We start from the raw sequence: 22098 nt of genomic DNA on the forward strand, positions 1-22098 counted from the left end.
ACCCGGATCGGGCCGCCCGGCGTGCTCGGCCCGGATCCGGCACGCCCGGCGTGTACGGCCAGCCCGGCCTGTTCAGTGCCCGGGACCCTCCTGGAGGCGCCGGCGGACCGGGGCGTAATGGGCCTCTACGGCCTGGGTGAACGCGGTGACGTCTCCGGCGGAGAGCGCCGCGACGATCGCGTGGTGCGCCTCGACGGTCTCCCGTACCGACTCGGGGGTGGTGTCCAGCGTGTGGGCCACGATGGCGTGGACGTCCCAGAACGCGGCGGTGAGCTGGGTGATCAGCTCGTTGCCCAGCGGCTCCATGAGCAGCAGGTGGAACTCGCGGTCCTGCTCTATGAAGGACTCGCCTCGGGCCGCGCGCTCGGCCATCTGGTCGGCGAGGTCGAGCAGCTCGCCGTGGAGGCCGTCGTCGAAGGCGGCGAGGATGGGGCCGGCGAGCCCCTGCTCTATCGTCTGGCGGACCTGGACCAGCTCGGAGAGCACCCGGAAGTCGTCGGACCGGCTGAGCAGCCCCCGGAAGGTCAGGCTCTCGACGAGCGCGGCGAGTGACAGCCGTCCGACGTAGGTGCCGTGCCCGTGGCGTACCTCGACGATGTCGAGGGCGGTGAGGGTCTTGATCGCTTCGCGGACGCTGGAGCGGCTGGCTCCCACGGCTGCGCACAGCTCCGCCTCGGTGGGCAGGGGATCACCGGGTCCCAGGCGGTTCTGCAAGATGTACTGCTTGATGCGTTCCGCCACCTCATGCTGGCGCAACATCACGCCACGTGACCCTCGCGAGATGGACTCGATCTCGACCAACCTCTTGCCCTTTCTTGGGGGGGCCGTCTACATTCCAACCTTATCGGCATCAGACATCAGACATCAGATGATTGCCAAAATCACCCCCCGGTCTTGCAACGGCCCTGATCAAAGGAGTGGACGACGTGACCCACCTCTCCGCCGCACCCATGAACCGCCGCGGTTTCCTCCAGTTCGTCGGGGCTGTGAGCGCCGCCACCGCCTTCACGGGCTCGCTCGCCGCATGCTCCGGTCCGGCGTCCACCACGGGCGCCGCGCCGGCGGCCGGGGCGGACACGATCGAGGCCGGCATCTCCTACGCCCTGTCGACCGGGTTCGATCCGATGACCTCCTCCGGTGCGACGCCGGTCGCCGCCAACATGCACGTCTTCGAGGCGCTGTTCGACCTCGACCCGGCGACCCGCGAGTCCTACGCCGCGCTCGCCGCGCGCGACCTGGAGAAGGTGGACGACACGACCTACAAGGTCGCGCTCCGCGACGGCGCGACCTTCCACGACGGCTCCGCCGTGACGGCCGACGACGTGGCCTTCAGCTTCCGGCGCGTGATGGACCCGGCCAACGCCTCGCTCATGGTGCAGTTCATCCCGTTCGTCGAGAGCGTCACCGCGGCCGACGCCAAGACCGTCGAGATCAAGCTCAAGTACGCCTTCCCGCTGCTCAAGGAGCGGCTCGCGGTCGTCAAGGTCGTGCCCAAGGCCCTCGTCGAGAAGGACAAGACCGCCTTCGACGCCAAGCCCGTCGGGTCCGGCCCCTACAAGCTGGTCGAGGCGACCAAGGAAGACAAGATCGTCTTCGAGCGGTGGGACAAGTACAACGGCACCCGCCCGGCCAAGGTCAAGAACATGGTCTGGCGGCTGCTGTCCGACTCCTCGGCCCGCGTCACCGCGCTGGAGTCGGGCCGGGTGGCGGCGATCGAGGACGTCCCCTACATCGACGTGCAGAAGGTCGGCCAGAAGCACAAGCTTGAGGCCGCGCAGTCCTTCGGCCTGCTCTTCCTCATGTTCAACTGCGCGGAGAAGCCCTTCGACGACAGGCGCGTGCGCCAGGCGCTGCACTACGCCATCGACACCGACAAGGTGATCCAGACGGCGATGCTCGGCAACGCCGCCGCGGCCACCGGTTACGTGCAGGAGACCCATCCGGCCTACGCCAAGGCCTCGACCGTCTACGGCTACGACCCGGACAAGGCCAAGGCGCTGCTGAAGGAGGCCGGCGTCTCCGGCCTGAACGTCACCATGGTGACCACCGACGCCGGCTGGGTGAAGGACGCCGTCCCGGTCATCAAGGAGGGCTGGGACGCCATCGGCGTGACCACCACCCTCGACATCGGCCAGTCCGGCGGGCAGTACACCAACAAGGTCGACCCCGGCAAGTTCCAGATCCTGGTGGCGCCCGGCGACCCGTCGGTCTTCGGAAACGACATGGACCTGCTGCTCCGCTGGTTCTTCGACGGCCTCTGGCCGCAGAAGCGGTTCCGCTGGGACGGCACCAAGGAGGCGGCCGAGGTCCTGGGGCTGCTCGACAAGGCGGCGAAGACCGGCGACGCGGCGGAGCAGAAGAAGCTGTGGGCCGAGGCGGTCGACATCATCGCCGAGGAGGCGCCGCTCTACCCGATCCTGCACCGCAAGCTGCCCACCGCCTGGAACGACAAGAAGCTGACCGGCTTCAGGCCCATCCCCACGACGGGCCTGTCGTTCCTCGACGTCGGCCTCGCCTGATCCCTCCGCGACGAGAAAGACACCATGTTCGCGTTCCTACGACTGGCCGCGAGACGGCTGGTGACCCTGCCGCTCATGCTCGCCGGGGTCACCCTGCTCGTCTTCGTCGTCCTCCAGTTCTCGCCCAACGACCCGGCGTACAACGCCCTCGGCGAAAGCGCGAGCGAGCAGGCGCGCGCGGCCTACGCGGCGGCTCACGGGCTGGACGACCCGCTGCCGGTGCGCTACGTGCGGTTCCTGGGGCAGCTCGTCCAGGGTGACCTGGGGTACACCGCCMCGCCCGCCGCGCCGGTGGTCGACCGCATCGTCACGGCCTTCCCGCTGACCATGCAGCTCACTCTGCTGGCCCTCGTGCTCGCGGTCGCCCTCGCCCTCGGTCTCGGCACCGTCGGAGCCCTCTACCGCGACCGCTGGCCGGACCAGGTGACCCGCCTGATCTCCATCGCGGGCGTGGCGGTGCCGTCGTTCTGGCTGGGGATCCTGCTCATCCAGGAGTTCGCGCTCGGCGTCGAGCTGTTCCCGACCGGCGGCTACGTCAACCCCGCCGACTCCCTCACCGGGTGGCTGCGCTCGCTCGCGCTGCCGGCGATCGCGACCGCCGTACCGGTGGCGGCCTCGCTGGCGCGGTTGGTGCGCACCTCGATGGTCGAGGAGATGGACCGCGACTACGTCCGCACCGCCACCGGCAACGGCCTGCCCCGGTCGGTCGTCATCCGCGGCGCGCTGCGCAACGCGCTCATCACGCCGCTGACCGTGCTCGGGCTCCGGGTGGGCTACCTGCTGAGCGGCGCCGTGGTCATCGAGACGATCTTCGACCTGCCCGGCATGGGCAAGCTCATCCTCGACGGCGTCACCAACGGCGACGTCGCCCTGGTCCAGGGGTCGGTGCTGACGATCGCGGTGTCGTTCCTCGTGGTGAACCTCATCGTCGACCTGCTCTATCTCCTCGTCAATCCGCGGATCCGGGTGGTGTGACCATGTTCCGACCGCAACTCGTCTCCCGGCTCACCCGCCCGGGCCTGCGCTTCTCCCGGCTGTCGCCGGTCACGATCGTCTCCCTGACCGTCCTCGCGGCGGTGGGGCTGCTCGCACTCCTCGCCCCTCTCGTCGCGGGAGACCCGCTGGCGACCGGCGTCCCGGCCACCCCGCCCGGCGCCGAGCACTGGTTCGGCACCGACCGCGCCGGCCGCGACGTCTTCGCCCGGGTCGCCCACGGCGCGCGATCCTCCCTCCTCGTCGGCCTGGGCGCCACCGCGGTGGCGGTGCTCGCCGGCGCGGTGCTCGGCAGCCTCGCGGCCACCTCCCGCAAACTCGTCGGGGAGGGCATCATGCGCGTCCTCGACGTGATCATGGCCTTCCCGCCCATCGCGCTCGCCGCGGTGCTGGTGGCGGTCTTCGGCCGCGACCTCACGCTGCTGACCCTGACCATCTCCTTCCTGTACGTGCCGCATCTGACCCGCGTGGTGCGGGCCAACGTCCTGGCGCAGTACGGCGAGGACTACGTCGCCGCCGAGCAGGTGATCGGCGCCCCCCGCTGGTACGTCCTGGTCAAGCACGTCGCGATCAACTGCGCCGCGCCGGTCCTGGTCTTCGCCACCCTGCTGGTGGCGGAAGTGATCATCTTCGAGGCGAGCCTGTCGTTCATCGGCGCGGGCATCCAGGATCCCGCGCCGAGCTGGGGCAACGTCCTGGCGTACGGCCGGCAGATCGTGCTCGCCGGCGGCTGGTGGGCCACGTTCTTCCCCGGCCTGGCCATCCTGCTCACGGTGCTCGCGCTCAACCTGCTCGCCGAGGGACTGACCGACGCCTGGGCGGCTCCCCGCACCGCCCGCCCCAGGACGCCGCAGGCCGTGACCGTGGCGACGGCCGTACCGGCCGCCGACACCGCGATGGCCGACGCCGCGCCCGGAGACGGCGGGGCGGTGCCCGAAGACGGGACGGCCGCGCCCGTGCCCGCCGGCGGGAGCCCGGTCCCCGCTCCGAGCTCCGAGGTCGATGCCGCGCTCGCCCGGCTCGCCGCCGTGGTGGCCGGGCGCGAACCCCGGGTCGCGCCGCTGCCGGACACGGCGGAGACACTGCTGTCGGTCCGGGACCTCACGATCCGCTTCCCCCAGCGCTACGGCGACGTCCCGGTCGTGCAGTCGCTCTCCTTCGACGTGCGCACCGGCGAGGCGCTCGGCCTGGTCGGGGAGTCCGGCTGCGGCAAGAGCCTGACCAGCCTGGCGATCATGGGACTGCTGCCGCGCGGCGCGCAGGTCAGCGGCCGGATCGAGTACGGCGGGCGGGACATCCTCGCGCTCCCGTCCCGGCAGCGGCGGGCGATCTCCGGCCCGGAGATCGCCATGGTCTACCAGGACGCCATGTCGTCGCTGAACCCGTCGGTCCTCGTCGGCGCCCAGCTACGGCAGCTGACCCGCCGGGGTGGCACGCGGACGCCGGAGGAACTGCTCGAACTCGTGGGCCTGGATCCGCGGCGGACCCTGCGCAGCTACCCGCACGAGCTCTCCGGCGGCCAGCGCCAGCGGGTGCTGATCGCGATGGCGCTCTCGCGGAGCCCGCGCCTGCTCGTCGCCGACGAGCCCACGACGGCGCTCGACGTGACCGTGCAGGCCCAGGTGGTCGAGCTGCTCAGCCGGCTCAGGGACGAGCTCGGCTTCGCCATGGTGCTCGTCTCCCACGACCTCGGCCTGGTCGGCGAGCTCGTGCACCGGGTGGCGGTGATGTACGCGGGCCAGCTCGCGGAGGTCGGCACGGCCCCGCGGCTCTTCTCCGGGGTACGGCACCACTACGCCCGCGGCCTGCTCGGCTCCGTGCTCTCCCTGGAGGCCGGGGCGGAACGGCTGCACCAGGTGCCCGGAGTGGTGCCGGCGCCCCAGGACTTCGGCCCGGGCTGCCGTTTCGCCGGCCGGTGCGCCGCCGCCACCGAGCTGTGCCGCACGTCCCGGCCGGAGCTCGACGGCGACCCGCACGACCACGCCCACGCCTGTTTCCATCCGGGTTCCCAGCCGCGCGCCGTCCACGGCGCCGTCCGTGAAGGAGGACAGCTTTGAACGGGCCGGTCGTCAGCCTCGAACAGGTGCACGTCGTGCACACCGCGCGCAGCGGCGGGATGTTCAGCCGGGACAAGGTCTACGCCCTCACCGACGCCACCGTGTCCGTCGGGCGGGGGGAGATCCTCGGCGTCGTCGGGGAGTCCGGCTGCGGCAAGTCCACGCTGGCCAAGGTGGTGGTCGGCCTTCAGGCGCCCACCTCGGGGACGGTGCGTTTCCGCGGCGACGACCTGTGGTCCATGCCGGCGAAGGCGCGGCGCGAGACCTTCGGCACCTCCGTCGGCATGGTGTTCCAGGACGCCTCCACCGCCCTCAACCCGCGGCTGCCGGTCCGGCGGATCCTGCGCGACCCGCTGGACATCCACCGGCGCGGCACCGTACGGCAGCGCGAGGAGCGTGTGCGCGACCTGCTCGACCTGGTCGGGCTGCCCGGTCACACCGCCGACGCGCTGCCCGGCCGCCTCTCCGGCGGCCAGCGCCAGCGGGTCGCCGTGGCCCGGGCCCTGGCGCTCGAACCCCAGGTGATCGTCGCCGACGAGCCCACCAGCGCCCTCGACGTCTCGGTCCGCGCCCAGGTGCTCAACCTGCTCGTCGACCTGCGCGCGAGCCTGGGGCTGGGCCTCGTCTTCATCTCCCACGACATCCAGACCGTCCGCTACCTCGCCGACCGGATCGCGGTCATGTACCTCGGCCGCGTGGTCGAGGAGGGCCCGGCCGCCGAGGTGGCGGGCGAGGCCCGCCATCCCTACACACGTGCGCTGTTCTCGGCCACCCCGAGCCTGCTCGACGGAACCGAGCGGATCGTGCTGACCGGCCCGGTGCCGTCGGCGACCCGCCCGCCGTCGGGCTGCCCGTTCCGCACCCGTTGCTGGAAGGCCACAGACGAGTGCTCGGCGCAATTCCCGCCGAGCACGCCGGCAGGCCGGGAGAGCGGGCACTCCTGGCACTGCGTCCATCCCGAACCCCTCCTGAGGAGCATTCCGTGAGTCCCCGAGAGCCCCGCTTCAGCGGCGTCGTCCCCCCGCTCGTCACCCCCCTGACGTCGGACGGAGAGGTCGACGCGCCGTCGCTGGAGCGGCTGGTCGAGTTCCTGGTCGAGGCCGGCGTCACCGGCCTGTTCGCGCTGGGCAGCTCCGGCGAGGCCGCCTTCCTCACCGACGCCCGGCGCGACAGGGCGCTGGAGGTCGTGGTGCGGGCCGCCGCGGGCCGGGTCCCCGTGCTCGCGGGATGCATCGAGACGACGACCGCCCGCGTGATCGAGAGGGCCGAGGTCGCCGCCAAGCTCGGCGCCGACGCGACCGTGGTGACCGCGCCCTTCTACACCCGCATCCACCCGCTGGAGATCGACCGCCACTTCCGGGCGGTCCGGGCCGCGGTCGACCTGCCGATGTTCGCCTACGACGTGCCGGTGTCGGTGCACACCAAGCTCGCCGTCGACCAGGTGCTGGCGCTGGCCGCCGACGGGGTCATCGACGGCCTCAAGGACTCCAGCGGCGACGACGTCGGCTTCCGCCAGGTGGTGCTCGGCGCCGCCGGCCTGCCGGGCTTCTCGGCGCTGACCGGCCACGAGGTCGTCGTCGACGCGATGATGCTCGCCGGGGCGGACGGCGCGGTGCCCGGCCTGGGCAACGTCGACCCGCACGGCTACGTGCGCCTGATCCGGGCCTGCGCCGAGGGCCGCTGGGCGGACGCCAAGGCCGAGCAGGACCGGCTGACCCGGCTGTTCCGCATCGTCGACGCCGCTTCCCCGGAGACCGCGGGCGGCAGCACGAGGGGGATCGGCGCGTTCAAGACGGCACTCGCCCTGCGCGGTGTCATCGCGAGCGGGGCCGTCTCGCCGCCCATGCGCGAGCTGACCGCCGACGAGACCCGTACCGTGGCCTCCCACCTGGACGAGGCCGGCCTCCTGTGACCCTGGTCGTCGGCGTGGACATCGGCGGGACGAAGACCTCCGCCGGGCTGGTCGACTCCTCCGGCACCCTGCTGGCCGTACGGACGCTGCCGACCCCGGCGGCGCAGGGGCCGGCAGCGGTCCTGGACACCGCCGTCGGCCTGGTCGGCGAGGTCGCGTCGGGGGCGGGGGACGTCACGGCGGTGGGCGTCGGCAGCGCGGGGGTGGTGGATCCGCGGCGCGGTGTGATCGTCTCGGCCACCGGCGCCATCACCGGGTGGGCGGGCACCGACCTGCGCGGCGAGGTGTCCCGCAGGCTCGGCCTGCCGGTCGCGGTCGGCAACGACGTGCACGCGCACGCGCTCGGCGAGCAGTGGCGTGGCGCCGCCGCCGGCTACGCCGACGTGCTGCTGGTGGCCGTGGGCACCGGGATCGGCGCCTCCGTCGTCCTCGGCGGGCGGGTGCTGCGCGGCGCGCACTCCGTGGCCGGTCACGCCGGTCACGTGCCCGCCGTGGCGGCGGCCGGCCGGCCCTGCCCGTGCGGCGGGAACGGACACGTCGAGGCGGTCGCCTCCGGCCCCGCCATGCTCGCGGAGTACCGCGCCCGCGCCGCGTCCGCGCTGCCGGGGCCGTCCGGCGTCTCGGAACCGTCCGGAGTGCCGGGACCGTCCGGTGCATCGGGGCCGTCCGGTGTGTCGGAACAGCCTGGAGTGACAGGGCCGTCCGCCGTGCCGGGACCGCATGAAGCGGCGGGACCGGCCGCGGCCGCGGGACTGGCCGACGTCGCCCGGCTCGCCGCGCAGGGCGATCGGATCGCCGTCTCCGTCCTGACCGGGGGAGCGGCGGCGCTCGGTTCGACGATCGGAGGACTCATGAACGTCATCGATCCCGAAGTGGTGGTGGTCGGGGGAGGCGTCGCCGCGTGCGGAGAGGTGTGGTGGCAGGCCCTGCGCGAGGGGATCGCCGCCGAGGTGCTGCCCGCGCTGCGCGGGGTGCCCGTCGGACCGGCCGCGCTCGGCGGTGACGCCGCCCTGCTCGGTGCCGCCCGGATGGCCCTGGAGGTGGCCGGATGAGCCCCGCCGGCCAGCCTGGTCCGGACGCCGGCCGGGACGATCCTGTGAGTCAGGCCGACCGGCGTGGCTCGGACGTCGGCCGAGGGGACTCCACCATCCCGGCCGACCGGCGTGGCCGGGGGGACTCCACCGCCCCGGCCGACCGGCGTGGCTCGGACGCCGGCCGGGGCGGTGCCGTGAACGCGCTGCTCGCGGCGGTCCGGGGCCGTGTCATCGTGTCCTGCCAGGCCTACCCCGGCGAGCCGATGCGTGACGCCGACACGATGTGCCGTGTGGCTCAGGCGGCCGCTGCCGGTGGGGCGGCGGGCATCCGCGCCCAGGGGCCGGAGGACCTGCGCCGGATACGGGCAGCGCTGGACCTCCCCCTCATCGGCCTCTGGAAGGACGGCGCGGACGACGTCTTCATCACCCCGACGGTCGAGCACGCCTTCGAGGTCGCCGCGGCCGGGGCCGACATCGTGGCACTCGACGGCACCGGCCGCCCCCGTCCCGACGGGCGCACCCTCGCGCAGACCGTCCGGGCGGTGCACGAGCACACCGGCAGGCTCGTCATGGCCGACGTCTCGACCTACGACGAGGGCGTCGCCGCGGCCGACGCGGGAGCCGACCTCGTGGGGACGACGCTCGCCGGCTACACGCCGTACTCGCGCGGCGGCCCCGGCCCGGACCTCGACCTGGTCGGCAGGCTCTCCCGCGCCCTGCCCGTCCCGGTGATCGCCGAAGGCCGCATCCACACCACCGAGCAGGCCGCCGAGGCGATCCGGCGGGGAGCGTACGCGGTCGTCGTCGGCACCGCCATCACCCATCCGACGAGCATCACCCGCTGGTTCGCGCGGGCGATCGGCGACGCCCGCCCGCCCGGGTGACCGGCCGTGGCTACGGCGCCGGCCGGACGCCCCCGCCCGCCGGGCCCGGCGGCCGCCCGGCCCGCCTGAAGAAGGCGGCCACCGCGTAGGGGTCGACGGGGTCGGTGAGCAGGGCGAGCATCTCGTCCCTGCGCGCCGGGTCGACCTTGAACGGGTGGCCGAACACGTGCGGGCCCTCCCCGTCGCCCAGCAGCCTGGTCAGCATCAGGTCGCCGGGCAGGGCCTGCCGGGGGAGGAGCTCGTCGGTCAGCGTCACCGGGCCCTTCCCGCCGTCCGTCACGTCGCGCAGGGTGATCTCGTCTCCGGCGACGTCGAGGACCTCCCACAGGCGCAGCGGCGTCCTGCGCCAGGACTCCAGCAGCTCCGCCTCGTCGTCGCGCAGCCACTCGCTCCGCGCGTCCAGGAACTCGCCGACGACGTCGTTCTCGAACAGCGCCAGGTCGGCGAGGGCTGGCTCGGCCACCCGGATGCTCAGCGCGACCAGGTCGTCGATCAGCCGCCTGCGGGCCGGGCGGTAGCCGTAGGCGAGCAGCTGCCGGAACAGGTGCGCGGCCCGCACCGGCAGCGGATCGGCCGGGTTGGTACGGCACGCGGCGTATTCGGCCGCGTCCTGCTCGGCCGGGGCCAGCCCCGGGGCGAGGGAGAGCACCTCGTCGATGAGCCCGGACGCCTCGAACGAGCGGCCCTCGCCCTCGGCCGACCTGGCGATCAGCAGCAGAGCGGCCGGTTCGGTGCGGGGGAGCGCCTCGATCAGGGCGGGGCCGAGCGGTTCGCGCTCCACCTCGTCGGCGATCCTGGCGAGAACCGCCTCCGAGCGTGACAGGTAGGTGATCGCCTTGGACAGGTCGCCGCCCTCGTCGTAGGTGCGCAGCGCGCTGCGGACCAGGGCCAGCCTGATGACGTCCAGCGGGGCCAGGTCGACGACCGACTCGGTGTCCCACGGCGCGCCCACGATGCCGACCCGGCCGCCCCGCAGCTCCAGCGAGGCCTCGCGCAGCAGCGGGGCCAGCGGCGGGAGCGGATCGGCGAAGGTCTCGGGGGCCTTCATCAGCAGGTCGAGGACCACCACGTCGATCGGGACGCCGGGGGCGGGCTCCAGCCCCTCGGCGAAGGCCCGCAGGGCGTCCAGTGCCTGCTCGCCGAACTCCTGGACGACCCGGATCGCCCGCTCGGCGGGGAAGTCGGTCAGATCCGCGATCGACAGCTCCAGCGCGCCGCCGCGCAGGCGCAGCGCGACCACGTCCTCCGGCTCCACCCCCGCCAGCCAGCCGCCGGGTCCCGTCAGGGACGGCTCGCCCGCCTCGACCACGGTGCGCACCAGGCCGCCCCCGGCAAGGGGGATCCCGTCGCCGTCGGCCAGCCGCGCCCACAGCCGCAGGTCGTCGACGGCCGCCAGCGCACCGGCCGTCAACTCGGCCCGGGTGACCAGGTGCGTCAGCACCGCGCCCTCGCTCAACCTCAGAAGCTCGCTCATCTGTCCATTGTGTCAATTGTTCTTGACAATCGGACACGACGGTGCCGCCGCCCCTCCGGCAGGAGGGACGGCGGCACCGGTGAGACGGTCAGGGCCTGGTCAGCCCCAGGGTGTAGGAGCCCGAGCCGCTGTAGGCGTGGACCCGGACGCGGTAGGTGCCCGCGGTGCCGTTGTAGGTGAAGGCCTCGTCGGGGTTGGGGGTGGTCCCGCTGGCCACGTCGGTCCAGGTGGAACCGCTCAGCTTCTGCAGGTAGGCGTCGTAGTCGGTGCCGTTCGGGCCGTCCAGGCAGATGCGCTGCACGCCCGCCCCGGCGGTGTAGCCGGTGCTGCTCGGCTGGTAGCCGTTCTGGTTGGAGGTCAGCGAGCCGTTGTAGGTGTTCTGGTAGCCGGTGCAACCGGTCGGCGGGTTGCCGCCCCCGGTGACCAGGGTGAGCCCGTAGACCTGCAGGATCTCGTTGATCGGCTGGAAGTAGGTCGTGCCGCCGGAGGAGCAGTTGCCCGACCCGCCGGAGGTGACGCCCTGGGCCTGGCTGCCGGAGATGTAGGAGCCGCCGGAGTCGCCGGGCTCGGCGCACACGCTGGTACGGCCCAGGCCGGTGATGGTGCCCTCGGGGTAGGTGACGCTGGCGTTGCGGGCCTGGATGGTGCCGCAGTGCCAGCCGGTGGTCGAGCCGGCCCGGCAGACCGACGAGCCCACGGCCGCGTCGGCCGACCCGCCGACCTGGACGATGCCGTTGCTGTAGCCGTTCACGACGCCGACCGGCGTCCAGTTGGAGTTGACCGCGACCCAGGCGTAGTCGTTGCCGGGGAAGGACGAGCCCTGGAAGGTGCCCTGCGCGACCTGGTTGGAGCCCTTGGTGCTGGCGCCGGTGGTGCCGCAGTGGCCCGCGGTGGCGAAGCCGCCCTGGGTGCCGCGGGTGACCGAGAAGCCGACCGAGCAGCGGGAGCCGCTGCCGATGTAGTAGGCGTCGCCGCCGCGGACGTCGTAGAGCGGCCGGGGCTGCTCGGTGGAGGCCTCCACGCGCACCAGCGCCCTGTCGAGGCCGGCGGCGTCCACGAACGCCTCCGCGGCGGCGGGGTCGCCCGCCAGCACGACGACGCTGTTGCTCCGCAGGTCGACGTACCAGGAGGGCACCGTCCCGTACGGAGCGGCGGTGACGGCGTCGAGCCGCTCCCTGGCCGCTTCGAGCGTGGCCAGCGAGTGCTTGACGAGCTTCGCCTCCGCGCCGGCGCGGAGAATGGAGGTGATCTTCGTGGAGTCGGTGGTGGCGACCACGAACTCGGAGGTGGGGCCGGTCACCCAGGCGCCGGCGAAGTCCTTGCCGAGCTGCCCGCGGAGGGCGGGCTCGACCTTGGCCGCTGCGGCCTCGTTGATCAGGCGGGCCGTGGCCTGCTCGCCGGTGATCCCGAGGTCGCGCTTGAGGGCGTCGATCATGGCGGGGGCGGGCTGGGCGACGGCCGCCGCCTGTGCCCGGGCCGTGGCGAACGCGGACGGGGCGGGGTCGCCGCCGGGGGCCGCGTGCGCGGTGGCGGGGGTCGCCACCAGTGTGAGAGCGAGTGCGAAGCCCGCTGTAACGGCACTTCTGCGGAGCATGTGGTGTCTCCTCGTGTGGGGGGTGCCGCCAACGTAGCGGTGCTCACACGGGGCCTGGTTCTATCAATTGCTCCCTATCGTCGCGTTATGGGGAAGCGCTGAAGCACGTCATGGGGAGGTGCCGAAGCGGGGGTTGTCGGCCAGCCAGGCTGCGTATCGCGTGCTGCGCCGTACCGAGTCGGCGTGGGCGGCCTTCGCGTGCTCGACGATCGACGCGGTGACCCGCGCGGCGGCTCCCTCCGGGTGCCAGCCGAGCAGCTGCCGCCAGCGCAGCGGCGCGTCGGCGAGCGGCACCATCGCGATGCCCGGGGCGGGCTGGAAGGTCGCCTGGCACAGTACGGCCGCGCGGCCGACCTTGGCCAGGTGCATGCACGTGCCCACGTCGGTCTCGTAGATGGTCCGGGGAGTGAAGCCCGCGCGGGTGCAGGCCGTGGCGAAGCAGTCGCCGAAACAGCTGTCGCCGGGGGTGACCGCCCACCGCTCGCCGGCCAGTTCGGCCAGCGCCACCTCCTTCCGGCCGACCAGCGGGTGGTTCTCGTCGAGCAGCACGAACACCGGGTCCACCCCCACGGTCAGCCACACCACCGGCCCCTCCACCGGCGGCGGGCTCTCCCCGCAGGCGCCGATGAGCGCGAAGTCGAGCCGGCCGAGCATGACCATCGCGGTCAGCTCCTTGGCCGACCAGGAGGTGTAGGTGCTCACCGGCGTCGACGGCCACGCCGTGGCGAGCCGGTCCACCAGGCCGCCCAGGACCGGCCCGTTGGTGGCGCCCAGCCGGTAGCTGGGGACGTCTCCGCTCGTGTTGGCGAACCGCACCGCCTCTTCCTGCAGCTCCTGGGCGGCGGGCAGCAGCACCATCGCCCTGGACAGCACCAGTTCCCCGAGGGGCGTGGGCCGCGCCCCGTTGTGGTCGCGTTCGAAAAGAGCTCCCCCGAGCACCCGCTCTATCCGTTTGAGCTGCGCGGTCAGCGCAGGCTGGGCCAGTCCGAGATGGGTGGCCGCCTTGGTGACGCTCCCGGCCTCGGCGACCGCGCGCACGATCTTGAGATGTCGGAGCTCGAGGTCCATACCGGGAAGGTAAGGCCGTGACGTTATGCCCGCAATGCAAACAAGTCATGAAATCTGACTCAATTTCGTGAAATCGTTTCAACAGAACGGGGCGCAGGCGAAGTGAGGCGGGGGTGTCACAGGGTAGGCGAGTCCTTATGACGATGGGAATCGACCCGATGGACCTGGCCGAGGACGACCTGCTCCGTGAGCTGCGGCACCTGCACGCGACCCGGACCGATACGCTCCTGCACGGCTCCGCCGACGCGCTCGCCAACCACACCACGCGGACCGAGGAGCTGGAGGGGGAGTACCTGCGCCGCCACCCCGAGCGGGACGTCGATCCCGAACGGCTGCGCGACGGCGCGCGCCGGCGTCAGGGGGCGGGATCATGAACGAGCGCCCCGACGTCCAGGCCCTGTCGGGAGTGGACACCGACGTCTACGAGGCGGTGTCCGGGCTCGCGGTGAAGGGCCGGGAGGCGACGGTCGCCGAGGTGGCCCACGCGACGGACCTTCCGGAGGAGACGGTACGGCGCAGCCTCGACGAGCTGACCGAGGCCGGCTGGCTGAAGGCCGCCGGGACCGCCTACGTCCTCGGCCCCCACGGCTGGGGACTGGAATATTGAGTTCCGGAGGCGCCCCGGCCTCCACGGGCGACGGGAAGTCCCCGTCACGCCGGGACTCCGCGCCACCGAGGGTTACGACGGCCGCTTCCAGGTGCTCTGATCCCGGCCGGTTACCGCCCCTGGACGGTCGCGATCCGCTCGACCTGCTGGTTCAGGGGCGGCGCGGCCAGGCGGTTGTCGATCTCGGTGTACGGCACGGCGGGCGGCTCGTCCACCCGGATCGCCCGTAGATACTCCTCGAAGCGGGCCAGCTTCCCCGCGTCCCTGGCGAGCCCCCTCCGCTCCAGTCTGGCCCGCAGGGTGGGGCCGTCCGACCGGATCCAGAGCAGGCGGACCGGCGGCCCGCCCAGCTCGTCCACCCAGCGCTCCCACCGCGCCGCGTCGTGCACCTGCCCGGTGAACGGCCCGTCGAGCATCACCGGGCAGCCATGGGAGCGGATCTGCCGGGCGAGCGCGGTCAGCCCGGCGTACTCGTGACGTTTTATGTGCTCGTCGTACCAGGGGCCTTCGCGTTCCCCCAGGTCCCGGCCGTGGGCCCGCAGGGTGGCCGCCACGAACCCGCCGTAGGCGGTGTCCTTGTCGAGCAGTGCGGGCACCGGGTCCAGCCGGGCCAGCAGCGCCGCCGCCACGGTCGACTTGCCCGCCCCCGGCGGCCCGCTCACCACCCACAACGCCCCCGGTCCCGTCATGCCCCGGCCGGCGCCCCCATCCTCGGGGACCGTCAGTCCTGCCATGCGGTTCCCGCGAGGCCTCCGCCACCTGGCACCAGTGTCCTCGTCATGCGCCCATTCTTACTGGAAGCGGCGGAAGCCCCGTCCTCCGGGGAGGGGGCAGTCGATCATCCCTTGAGCCCCGAGCGGGAGATTCCCTCGATCACCCAGCGCTGGGCGACGAGGTAGAGCACGATCACCGGCAGACTGGCGATCACCGCACCGGCCATCAGGGAAAGCGCCCGCCGCGGCGGGGATGATCACCGTGGGCAGGCTGTCCACCCAGGAGAGCTCGTTGACGATCAGGAGACCCGGGCCGGCTACCGGCTCATGGCGAGGGAGAGCACTCTCGGGAAGTGAGGGGCCCCCGGCCTGAGTCCGGGGGCCGATCCGGAGGGCCGGGCTAGAGTTGAGCGTGCCCAAGAACCTGGAGATCACTGTCGGCCAGCTCGCCTCGCGCAGCGGGGTCGCCGTGTCCACTCTGCACTTCTACGAGTCCAAGGGACTGATCCGCAGCCGCCGTACGGCGGGCAACCAGCGCCGCTTCACCCGCGACACGCTGCGCAGGATCGCCTTCATCCGGGTCTCGCAGCGGGTGGGGATCCCCCTCAGGACGATCCAGGACGCGCTGTCGGCGCTGCCCGACGAGCGCACCCCCACCCGCGAGGACTGGGCGAGGCTCTCCGAGGCGTGGCGGAGCGAGCTGGACGACCGGATCAGGCAGCTCCAGCGGCTCCGCGACGGCCTGACGGAGTGCATCGGCTGCGGCTGCCTCTCCCTGGACCGCTGCGCGCTGGCCAACCCCGACGACGTGGCGGCGGCCAGGGGACCCGGCTCGCGCCTGATGGTCGTCCCGCGCAGTGACTGCGCCCCGGGCCCGGTGTGCGAAGACCCGGAGCAGAAGGCCGTGGGCGCGTAGCGCCGCCGCCCCGGCTCATCGCGTCAGGGGCCACCCGCTCATCTCGGGCGTCCCTCCGTCCCCGACGCGAGGACCCCACGGCGAGGAGCTCACCGGCCGTCCGTCGTGAGGCGGGCGGCTCGGGCGTGGAGGTAGCGCTGTTGCGGGACATTGGTCGTCCGCCGGGCCGCCGCCCGGTAGGAGTCGCGGGCCGCTGCGTGATCACCGGTCATCTCCAGCAGGTGGGCGCGGACCGCGTGGAGCCGGTGGTCCTCGGTGAGCCGTCCGTCGGTCCCGAGCGTTTCGAGCAGGTCGAGCCCGGCGTGCGGGCCCCGGGCCATGGCCACCGCGACGGCGTGGTTCAGGGCCACCATGGGGTTGTCGGCGATCCGCATCAGCAGCTCGTACAGTGCCGCGATCTGTGGCCAGTCGGTCGCCTCGGCGGTCGGCGCCTCGTCGTGGATCGCGGCGATCGCCGCCTGAAGCTGGTAGGGGCCGGTCGCGCCCCGGGGGAGCGCGCCGGCGATGAGTGCCACGCCCTCGGCGATGTAGCCGGCGTTCCAGAGGCCTCGATCCTGCTCGGCCATCGGTATCAACCCGCCGTCCGGGCCGGTCCGGGCCGGTCGCCGCGCGTCGGTGAGCAACATGAGCGCGAGCAGCCCCGTCACCTCGCTGTCGCCGGGCAGCAGGCGGTGAGCCATGCGGGTCAGCCGGATGGCCTCGGCCGACAGCTCACTGCGCTGCAGGCTCGGCCCCGAGGTGCTGGTGTAGCCCTCATTGAAGATCAGGTAAAGAACGTGGAGAACCGCGCGGAGCCGTTTGGCGCGTTCCGGGCCCGCGGGCATGCCGAAGGGGAGGCCGCTGTCCTTGACGCGCTGCTTGGCCCGGGTGATGCGCCGGGTCATGGTCGCCTCCGGCACGAGAAACGCGCGGGCGATCTCCGCCGTGGTCAGGCCGCCGACCGCTCGCAAGGTGAGCGCGATCTGCGAGGCCGGCGACAGCGCGGGGTGGCAGCACATGAACAGCAGGATGAGCGTGTCGTCGGACTCCGACGCCGGCCTGTCGGCGGCGGGGGCCAGGCTCCGGCCGGGCGGCGTCCACCGGTTGACGGTGTCCTCGCGGCGCCGGCGAGCCTGCTCGCCGCGGAGCAGGTCGGTCAGCCTGCGCGAGGCGACAGTGATCAGCCAGCCTCGCGGGCTGTCCGGGACGCCGTCCTCCGGCCACTGTACGGCGGCTGCCAGGAGCGCCTCCTGGACCGCGTCCTCGGCGGTGTCGAAGTGCCCGTAGCGTCGTACCACCGCGCCGAGAACCTGCGGCGCCAGGTGGCGCAGCAGGTCCTCGACCTCGGTTCCGGGCACGGAGCCGGTCAGAGGTTCAGCTCGGCCTGGGACTCCGCGAGCGGCCGTATGTCCGCGTAGGCGCTCGCGGTGACGTGGTCCGGGCCAGGGCACTCCCCCAGCCGGAAGGCGATCTCGGTCGCCCGGTCGAAGCTCTCGCACTCCACGATCCAGTAGCCGGCGAGGACCTCCTGGGTCTCGGCGTACGGCCCGTCCGTCACGACCGGAACGCCGTCCTGCGACCCGAGGCGCCTGGTGTGGACCGGAGCGGCCAGAGCTCGCGTCTCGACGAGCTCGCCGGACTCCTCCAGTTCCTTGTTGAACGCCTCCATGAACGCGCCCATCGCCGCGAAGTCCTCCGCGGACCAGGCCGGCTTGCCGGTGGCCTCGCCGGCCATGCCGTCGTAGTCCTGCTGGGATCCGTAGGTCAAGATCATGTACTTCATGTTTTCTCCTGTCCACAGGGCGTCGCTCCGGCGCCTCTCACCGGAGACGTCGGGGCCACCGGCCCGTACCGGACATCCAGCCGCCACCGAGTCGCGGATCCTCGCCACCCGCCCGTGCGCCCACCACGCGCGGAGCCTGTGAGCACAGTTACGGAGAACATGGTCACTCCATGCAGGTGAGCCAGCGGAGAGGATTGTCGTGGGTGATCAGGCTGATGGTCTCCTCGCTGATCCCGGCCTCGCGCAGCCGGGGCAGGAAGGTGCGGAACAGGTGGCTGTAGCCGCCTCCGCCGTACCGCTCGATCTCGGAGACCTTGGACAGGCCGCTGCTGAGCAGCAGCCGGTGCGCGTACCCGGCGTCGATGAGGTCCAGCGCCTGCCGGAGCCGGTCGACGCCCAGGGAGGTGAGGCAGACGTAGCCGCCCCTCTCGACGATCTTACGGGGGGTGGCCGGGTCGGTCCCGGCGTCGGCGACACTGACCCGGTGGGCGGGCAGGCCCTCACCGAGGAGGATCTCCAGCAGGGCCGGGCCGCCGCGGTGGTGGGTGGCGACCGGCAGGCCGGAGGCCAGGGACGCCCTGGCGGCGGCGGCCACGCAGCGCTCCTCGGCGGGGGTCGGCTCGTCGCCCCAGACGCCGATCTCGCCGATCACGCCGGGGCGGGCGCTGGTGCCGTCCAGGCCGTCCTCGATCTCGGTCAGCAGGTGGCGGGTGAGGGCGTCGACCTCGGCGTCCAGCGCCCAGGAGGGGGTGAACGGACCGGCGAAGAAGCCGGTCCCGGCCACCACGGCCACCCGGCTGCCGGCCGTGACCCGGGCCAGCGCCGCGGCGTCACGGCCCATGCCGATGCAGCTCAGCTCGACGACCAGGCCGAGCCTGTCGGACTGGCGCAGCCCGCACAGCTCCCTGGTGACCTCCTGCTCCTCGTCCAGCCATCGGTGGGGGTCGGAGACGGCGCCGGCCGCCCAGCGCATGTCGCTGCGCAGGTGCTCGCGGGGGAGGACCGCTCCGTTGACGGCGGACGGGGGGCAGGGGCCGCTGACGGTCCTGACAAGGGGAGCCTCGCGTGTGACGAGGGAAGCCTCTGGCATGAACGGACATTAGCCCATATTTGGTGTAAAAATCGCGGAAGTCCGTATGGTTTTACCTTGGGGTTGTTAGTTGTGGCTCCAAACTATTGACGGCTCGCAGTCCGGCGTGTGAATCTCTGGGCGTTCATGCACGCGCATCATGGGCGGTCGAAGGTCAGGGTCCCGTCACCTGATCGTGCATGGCGGTTTGTCCATTGCTTTGCGAAGGGAAGCCGTACATGCGAAGAAGGCTGTTCAGCGTGCTCGCCGCCGTGGCGGTGGCGTGCGCGGCGGTCGGGACGGCGGTCGGGGGCGGGGCCGCGTCGGCGACCTCCCCCTCTGCCGCCGCCGAGCCGTACGAATGGAAGAACGTCCGGATCGACGGCGGCGGGTTCGTACCCGGGATCGTCTTCAACCAGACCGAGAAGAACCTGATCTACGCCCGCACCGACATAGGCGGCGCCTACCGCTGGGAGCAGGAGAGCCGGAGCTGGACCCCGCTGCTCGACTGGGTGGGCTGGGACAAGTGGGGCTACAACGGTGTGGTCAGCCTCGCCACCGACCCGGTGGAGACCGGCCGGGTCTACGTCGCCGCGGGGATGTACACCAACGACTGGGATCCCGGCAACGGCGCGATCCTGCGCTCCGCGGACAAGGGGAGGACCTGGCAGGCCACCGCGCTGCCGTTCAAGCTCGGCGGCAACATGCCCGGCCGGGGGATGGGCGAGCGGCTGGCCGTCGACCCCAACGACAACGCCGTCGTGTATCTGGGGGCGCCCGACGGCAACGGCCTGTGGCGCAGCACCGACAAGGGCGTCACCTGGGCCAGGGTCGCGAGCTTTCCCAACCCGGGGAACTACGCCCAGGACCCGTCCGACCCCAGCGGCTACCTCAGCCACCGGCCGGGCGTGGTCTGGGTGACCTTCGACCCGTCCTCGGCGACCGCGGGCAGGAGGACCCAGAGGATCTACGTCGGCGTCGCGGACAAGGAGAACACGGTCTACAGCTCCGCCGACGCCGGCGCCACTTGGACCAGGGTCGCCGGGCAGCCGACCGGCCACATCGCGCACAAGGGCGTCCTCGACCACGCCGGCCACGCGCTCTACATCGCCACCAGCGACACCGGCGGGCCGTACGACGGGGGCAAGGGCGACGTGTGGAGGCTCGACACGGTCACCGGCGCGTGGACCCGGATCAGCCCGATCCCGTCCAGCTCGGCCGACGACTACTTCGGCTACAGCGGGCTCACGATCGACCGCCGGGATCCCGGCACGCTGATGGTCGCCACCCAGGTCTCCTGGTGGCCTGACGTGATCTTCTTCCGCTCCACCGACGCCGGTGCGACCTGGACCCGGATCTGGGACTGGGCCTCGTACCCCGACAGGACCTTCCGTTACCAGATGGACGTCTCCTCCTCGCCCTGGCTGACCTTCGGGGCGAACCCGCAGCCACCGGAGACGGCCCCCAAGCTCGGCTGGATGACGGAATCGCTGGAGATCGACCCGTTCGACTCCAACCGCATGATGTACGGCACCGGCGCCACGCTCTACGGCACCGAGGACCTGCTCAAGTGGGACACCGGCGGCCAGTTCACCATCAAGCCGATGGTGAAGGGGCTTGAGGAGACCGCCGTCCTCGACCTGATCAGCCCGCCCAGCGGGGCCCCGCTGGTCAGCGGCCTCGGCGACATCGGCGGCTTCCGCCACACCGACCTGGCCGCCGTGCCGCCGATGATGTTCACCTCACCCGGCTTCACCAGCACGACCAGCCTCGACTACGCCGAGACCAGGCCCGCCGTGATGGTCCGCGCGGGCAACTTCACCGACGCCGACCGCCCCTTCGACAGCCACGTCGCCTTCTCCACGGACGGCGGCGCCAGCTGGTTCCAGGGAGCCGAACCGGGCGGGATCAACGAGGGCGGCACGGTCGCGGCGGCGGCCGACGGCTCCCGGTTCGTCTGGGCGCCCAAGGGCGTGGCCGTCCACCACTCGACCGGTTCCGGCACCTCCTGGACCGCGTCCACCGGCATCCCCGCCGGGGCCGTGGTGGAGTCGGACCGGGTGAACCCGGCCAGGTTCTACGGGTTCGGCGCCGGGAGGTTCTACGCCAGCACCGACGGCGGCGCCTCCTTCGCGGCCACCGCCGCGACCGGGCTGCCGGCCACGGGCGACGTCAAGTTCAAGGCCGTCCCCGGCCGCGAGGGGGACATCTGGCTGGCGGGCGGCGACACCGCCGCCGGCGGCACGTCCGGGATCTGGCACTCCACCGACGGCGGCGTGTCCTTCACCAGGCTGTCCGGCGTCACGAACGCGGTCAACATCGGCTTCGGCAAGGCCGCGCCGGGCAGGGCCTACCAGGCGCTGTACGCGGTCGCCACAATCGGCGGGGTGAACGGCGTCTTCCGCTCCGACGACACGGGCGCGAGCTGGGTCAGGATCAACGACGACCGGCACCGGTACGGCAACATGGGCGAGGCCGTCACCGGCGACCCCCGGGTCTACGGCCGGGTCTATCTCGGCACCAACGGCCGGGGCATCCTCTACGCCGACACCGGCGGCACCGTGCCGCCCGACGACACCACCCCGCCGTCCAGGCCCGGCACGCCGGCCGCCTCGGCGATCACCTCGTCGGGCGCGACGCTGACCTGGACGGCGTCCACCGACGACACCGCGGTGACCGGCTACGACGTCTACCGGGAGGCCGGGGCGACGGACGTGAAGGCGGGCTCGTCCTCCTCGGCGTCGTTCGCGCTGACCGGACTGGCCGCCGACACCTCCCACACCTACTACGTGATCGCCCGCGACGGGGCGGGCAACAGCTCCACCGCCTCCGGCCCGGTCACCTTCAGGACGGCCGCCGGGCCGGCGGGCGGCGGGTGCGCCGCCGCCTACAAGGTGACCAACTCCTGGCCCGGCGGCTTCCAGGGCGAGGTGACGGTGAAGAACACCGGGACCTCGGCGATCAGCGCCTGGACCGTCACGTGGTCGTTCCCGGACGGCCAGACGATCACCCAGCTCTGGAGCGGCGTCCACACCCAGACCGGCGCGGACGTCACCGTCAGGAACGCGGGCTGGAACGGCGGCCTGGGAGGCGGGGCGTCCACGGCGTTCGGCTTCGGCGGCAGCTGGACCGGCGCCAACGGCGTCCCCGCCACCGTCACCTGCACGGCCGGATAGCCCGGCCGTCCTGACCGTCGCCTGCACGGCCGGACAGCCCGGCGGTCCTGACCGCCACCTGTACGGCCCGGCTGTCCTGACCGTCGCCTGTACGGCCGGATAGCCCGGCGGTCCTGACCGTCACGGTCCCGCGCGGCCCTCCGGGGAGGCGCGGGGCCACCCGGCCGCGGCGCCGGAAGGAGGGTGGCGCCGGCCCCGCTCTGCGCCCTGAGTCGCAGGCGCCACTCATCCCCCGGAACAGGCGCGATTCATCCCCCGGAAGGAGTGTAGATCAGTTGAGCTGACCTATTCTGGAGCGAAACAACTGTCCGGGGGATCGC

General features: G+C 72.6%; 19 protein-coding genes. 11 read left to right on the top strand and 8 right to left on the bottom strand.

Features of this window, described 5'->3' with window-relative positions; all coding sequences use genetic code 11:
- Positions 1-72: 72 nt before the first annotated feature.
- Complete coding sequence (locus CA984_RS17350) at positions 73-759, bottom strand: FadR/GntR family transcriptional regulator (RefSeq protein WP_086573596.1); 687 nt, start codon at positions 757-759, stop codon at positions 73-75.
- Between the two features lie 167 nt (positions 760-926).
- Here CA984_RS17350 and CA984_RS17355 point away from each other — a divergent pair, with 167 nt between their 5' ends.
- Genes CA984_RS17355 through CA984_RS17385 form a run of 7 tightly spaced genes read left to right on the top strand, consistent with a single transcriptional unit; the run spans position 927 to position 9399 of the window.
- A complete protein-coding gene (locus tag CA984_RS17355) occupies positions 927-2519 on the top strand; it encodes an ABC transporter substrate-binding protein (RefSeq protein ID WP_207620910.1) in 1593 nt (530 codons plus the stop codon).
- Between the two features lie 24 nt (positions 2520-2543).
- On the top strand, positions 2544-3494 hold the full coding sequence (locus CA984_RS17360) for an ABC transporter permease (protein WP_086573536.1): 951 nt from the start codon (positions 2544-2546) through the stop codon (positions 3492-3494).
- Positions 3495-3496: 2 nt separating this feature from the next.
- Entirely contained in the window at positions 3497-5569 is a 2073-nt protein-coding gene (locus CA984_RS17365; RefSeq protein WP_086573604.1) for a dipeptide/oligopeptide/nickel ABC transporter permease/ATP-binding protein, read from the top strand.
- The gene (locus CA984_RS17370; RefSeq protein ID WP_207620912.1) at positions 5566-6555 is read left to right on the top strand and encodes an oligopeptide/dipeptide ABC transporter ATP-binding protein; all 990 of its coding nucleotides are present in this window, start codon (positions 5566-5568) and stop codon (positions 6553-6555) included. Before CA984_RS17365 ends, CA984_RS17370 begins: the two co-directional genes overlap by 4 nt.
- Positions 6552-7481 (top strand): dihydrodipicolinate synthase family protein, encoded by a 930-nt coding sequence (locus CA984_RS17375; protein WP_086573538.1) that lies wholly within the window; start codon positions 6552-6554, stop codon positions 7479-7481. The genes CA984_RS17370 and CA984_RS17375 overlap by 4 nt, the downstream gene beginning before the upstream one ends.
- Complete coding sequence (locus CA984_RS17380; RefSeq protein WP_086573541.1) at positions 7478-8533, top strand: ROK family protein; 1056 nt, start codon at positions 7478-7480, stop codon at positions 8531-8533. Before CA984_RS17375 ends, CA984_RS17380 begins: the two co-directional genes overlap by 4 nt.
- Positions 8534-8577: 44 nt before the next feature.
- A complete protein-coding gene (locus CA984_RS17385; RefSeq protein ID WP_242676009.1) occupies positions 8578-9399 on the top strand; it encodes an N-acetylmannosamine-6-phosphate 2-epimerase in 822 nt (273 codons plus the stop codon).
- A gap of 10 nt (positions 9400-9409) precedes the next feature.
- Here CA984_RS17385 and CA984_RS17390 read toward each other — a convergent pair whose 3' ends face one another.
- From CA984_RS17390 to CA984_RS17400, 3 genes are all read right to left on the bottom strand, one after another.
- Positions 9410-10873 (bottom strand): hypothetical protein, encoded by a 1464-nt coding sequence (locus tag CA984_RS17390; protein ID WP_086573544.1) that lies wholly within the window; start codon positions 10871-10873, stop codon positions 9410-9412.
- Between the two features lie 88 nt (positions 10874-10961).
- Positions 10962-12467 carry a S1 family peptidase gene (locus CA984_RS17395; RefSeq protein WP_086573547.1) on the bottom strand — a complete coding sequence of 502 codons (1506 nt, stop codon included), beginning with the start codon at positions 12465-12467 and terminating at the stop codon, positions 10962-10964.
- Positions 12468-12575: 108 nt separating this feature from the next.
- Positions 12576-13535, bottom strand: coding sequence for a LysR family transcriptional regulator (locus tag CA984_RS17400; protein ID WP_086573550.1), 960 nt, complete (start codon positions 13533-13535; stop codon positions 12576-12578).
- Positions 13536-13672: 137 nt separating this feature from the next.
- Between CA984_RS17400 and CA984_RS17405 the strand changes: the two genes are divergently transcribed.
- Both CA984_RS17405 and CA984_RS17410 read left to right on the top strand, forming a co-directional pair.
- Positions 13673-13909, top strand: coding sequence for a DUF6158 family protein (locus CA984_RS17405; RefSeq protein ID WP_086573553.1), 237 nt, complete (start codon positions 13673-13675; stop codon positions 13907-13909).
- Entirely contained in the window at positions 13906-14142 is a 237-nt protein-coding gene (locus tag CA984_RS17410; protein ID WP_086573556.1) for a helix-turn-helix domain-containing protein, read from the top strand. Before CA984_RS17405 ends, CA984_RS17410 begins: the two co-directional genes overlap by 4 nt.
- A gap of 110 nt (positions 14143-14252) precedes the next feature.
- Here CA984_RS17410 and CA984_RS17415 read toward each other — a convergent pair whose 3' ends face one another.
- Positions 14253-14876, bottom strand: coding sequence for a P-loop nucleotide/nucleoside kinase family protein (locus CA984_RS17415; protein WP_423229314.1), 624 nt, complete (start codon positions 14874-14876; stop codon positions 14253-14255).
- A 391-nt stretch (positions 14877-15267) separates the two neighbouring features.
- Between CA984_RS17415 and soxR the strand changes: the two genes are divergently transcribed.
- Entirely contained in the window at positions 15268-15771 is a 504-nt protein-coding gene (gene soxR, locus CA984_RS17420) for a redox-sensitive transcriptional activator SoxR (protein WP_086573612.1), read from the top strand.
- An 89-nt stretch (positions 15772-15860) separates the two neighbouring features.
- Here soxR and CA984_RS17425 read toward each other — a convergent pair whose 3' ends face one another.
- The 3 genes from CA984_RS17425 to CA984_RS17435 form a co-directional block, all read right to left on the bottom strand.
- Complete coding sequence (locus CA984_RS17425; RefSeq protein ID WP_086573562.1) at positions 15861-17108, bottom strand: RNA polymerase sigma factor; 1248 nt, start codon at positions 17106-17108, stop codon at positions 15861-15863.
- Positions 17109-17116: 8 nt separating this feature from the next.
- A complete protein-coding gene (locus CA984_RS17430; protein ID WP_086573564.1) occupies positions 17117-17533 on the bottom strand; it encodes a YciI family protein in 417 nt (138 codons plus the stop codon).
- A 163-nt stretch (positions 17534-17696) separates the two neighbouring features.
- A complete protein-coding gene (locus tag CA984_RS17435) occupies positions 17697-18623 on the bottom strand; it encodes a phosphotriesterase family protein (protein WP_086573566.1) in 927 nt (308 codons plus the stop codon).
- 218 nt (positions 18624-18841) lie between these two features.
- Between CA984_RS17435 and CA984_RS17440 the strand changes: the two genes are divergently transcribed.
- Positions 18842-21778 (top strand): cellulose binding domain-containing protein, encoded by a 2937-nt coding sequence (locus CA984_RS17440; protein ID WP_086573568.1) that lies wholly within the window; start codon positions 18842-18844, stop codon positions 21776-21778.
- Positions 21779-22098: the final 320 nt, after the last annotated feature.

Origin of the sequence: Streptosporangium minutum, assembly GCF_002149035.1 — a bacterium.
Taxonomy (GTDB): domain Bacteria; phylum Actinomycetota; class Actinomycetes; order Streptosporangiales; family Streptosporangiaceae; genus Streptosporangium; species Streptosporangium minutum.

Excerpts from the sequence above, each read along its gene's own strand:
- CA984_RS17350 (WP_086573596.1), bottom strand. The coding sequence starts at position 759 with ATGTTGCGCCAGCATGAGGTGGCGGAACGCATCAAGCAGTACATCTTG.
- CA984_RS17365 (WP_086573604.1), top strand. The coding sequence starts at position 3,497 with ATGTTCCGACCGCAACTCGTCTCCCGGCTCACCCGCCCGGGCCTGCGC.
- CA984_RS17390 (WP_086573544.1), bottom strand. The coding sequence starts at position 10,873 with ATGAGCGAGCTTCTGAGGTTGAGCGAGGGCGCGGTGCTGACGCACCTG.
- CA984_RS17395 (WP_086573547.1), bottom strand. The coding sequence starts at position 12,467 with ATGCTCCGCAGAAGTGCCGTTACAGCGGGCTTCGCACTCGCTCTCACA.
- CA984_RS17400 (WP_086573550.1), bottom strand. The coding sequence starts at position 13,535 with ATGGACCTCGAGCTCCGACATCTCAAGATCGTGCGCGCGGTCGCCGAG.
- CA984_RS17405 (WP_086573553.1), top strand. The coding sequence starts at position 13,673 with ATGACGATGGGAATCGACCCGATGGACCTGGCCGAGGACGACCTGCTC.
- CA984_RS17410 (WP_086573556.1), top strand. The coding sequence starts at position 13,906 with ATGAACGAGCGCCCCGACGTCCAGGCCCTGTCGGGAGTGGACACCGAC.
- CA984_RS17415 (WP_423229314.1), bottom strand. The coding sequence starts at position 14,876 with ATGGCAGGACTGACGGTCCCCGAGGATGGGGGCGCCGGCCGGGGCATG.
- CA984_RS17430 (WP_086573564.1), bottom strand. The coding sequence starts at position 17,533 with ATGAAGTACATGATCTTGACCTACGGATCCCAGCAGGACTACGACGGC.
- CA984_RS17435 (WP_086573566.1), bottom strand. The coding sequence starts at position 18,623 with ATGCCAGAGGCTTCCCTCGTCACACGCGAGGCTCCCCTTGTCAGGACC.
- CA984_RS17440 (WP_086573568.1), top strand. The coding sequence starts at position 18,842 with ATGCGAAGAAGGCTGTTCAGCGTGCTCGCCGCCGTGGCGGTGGCGTGC.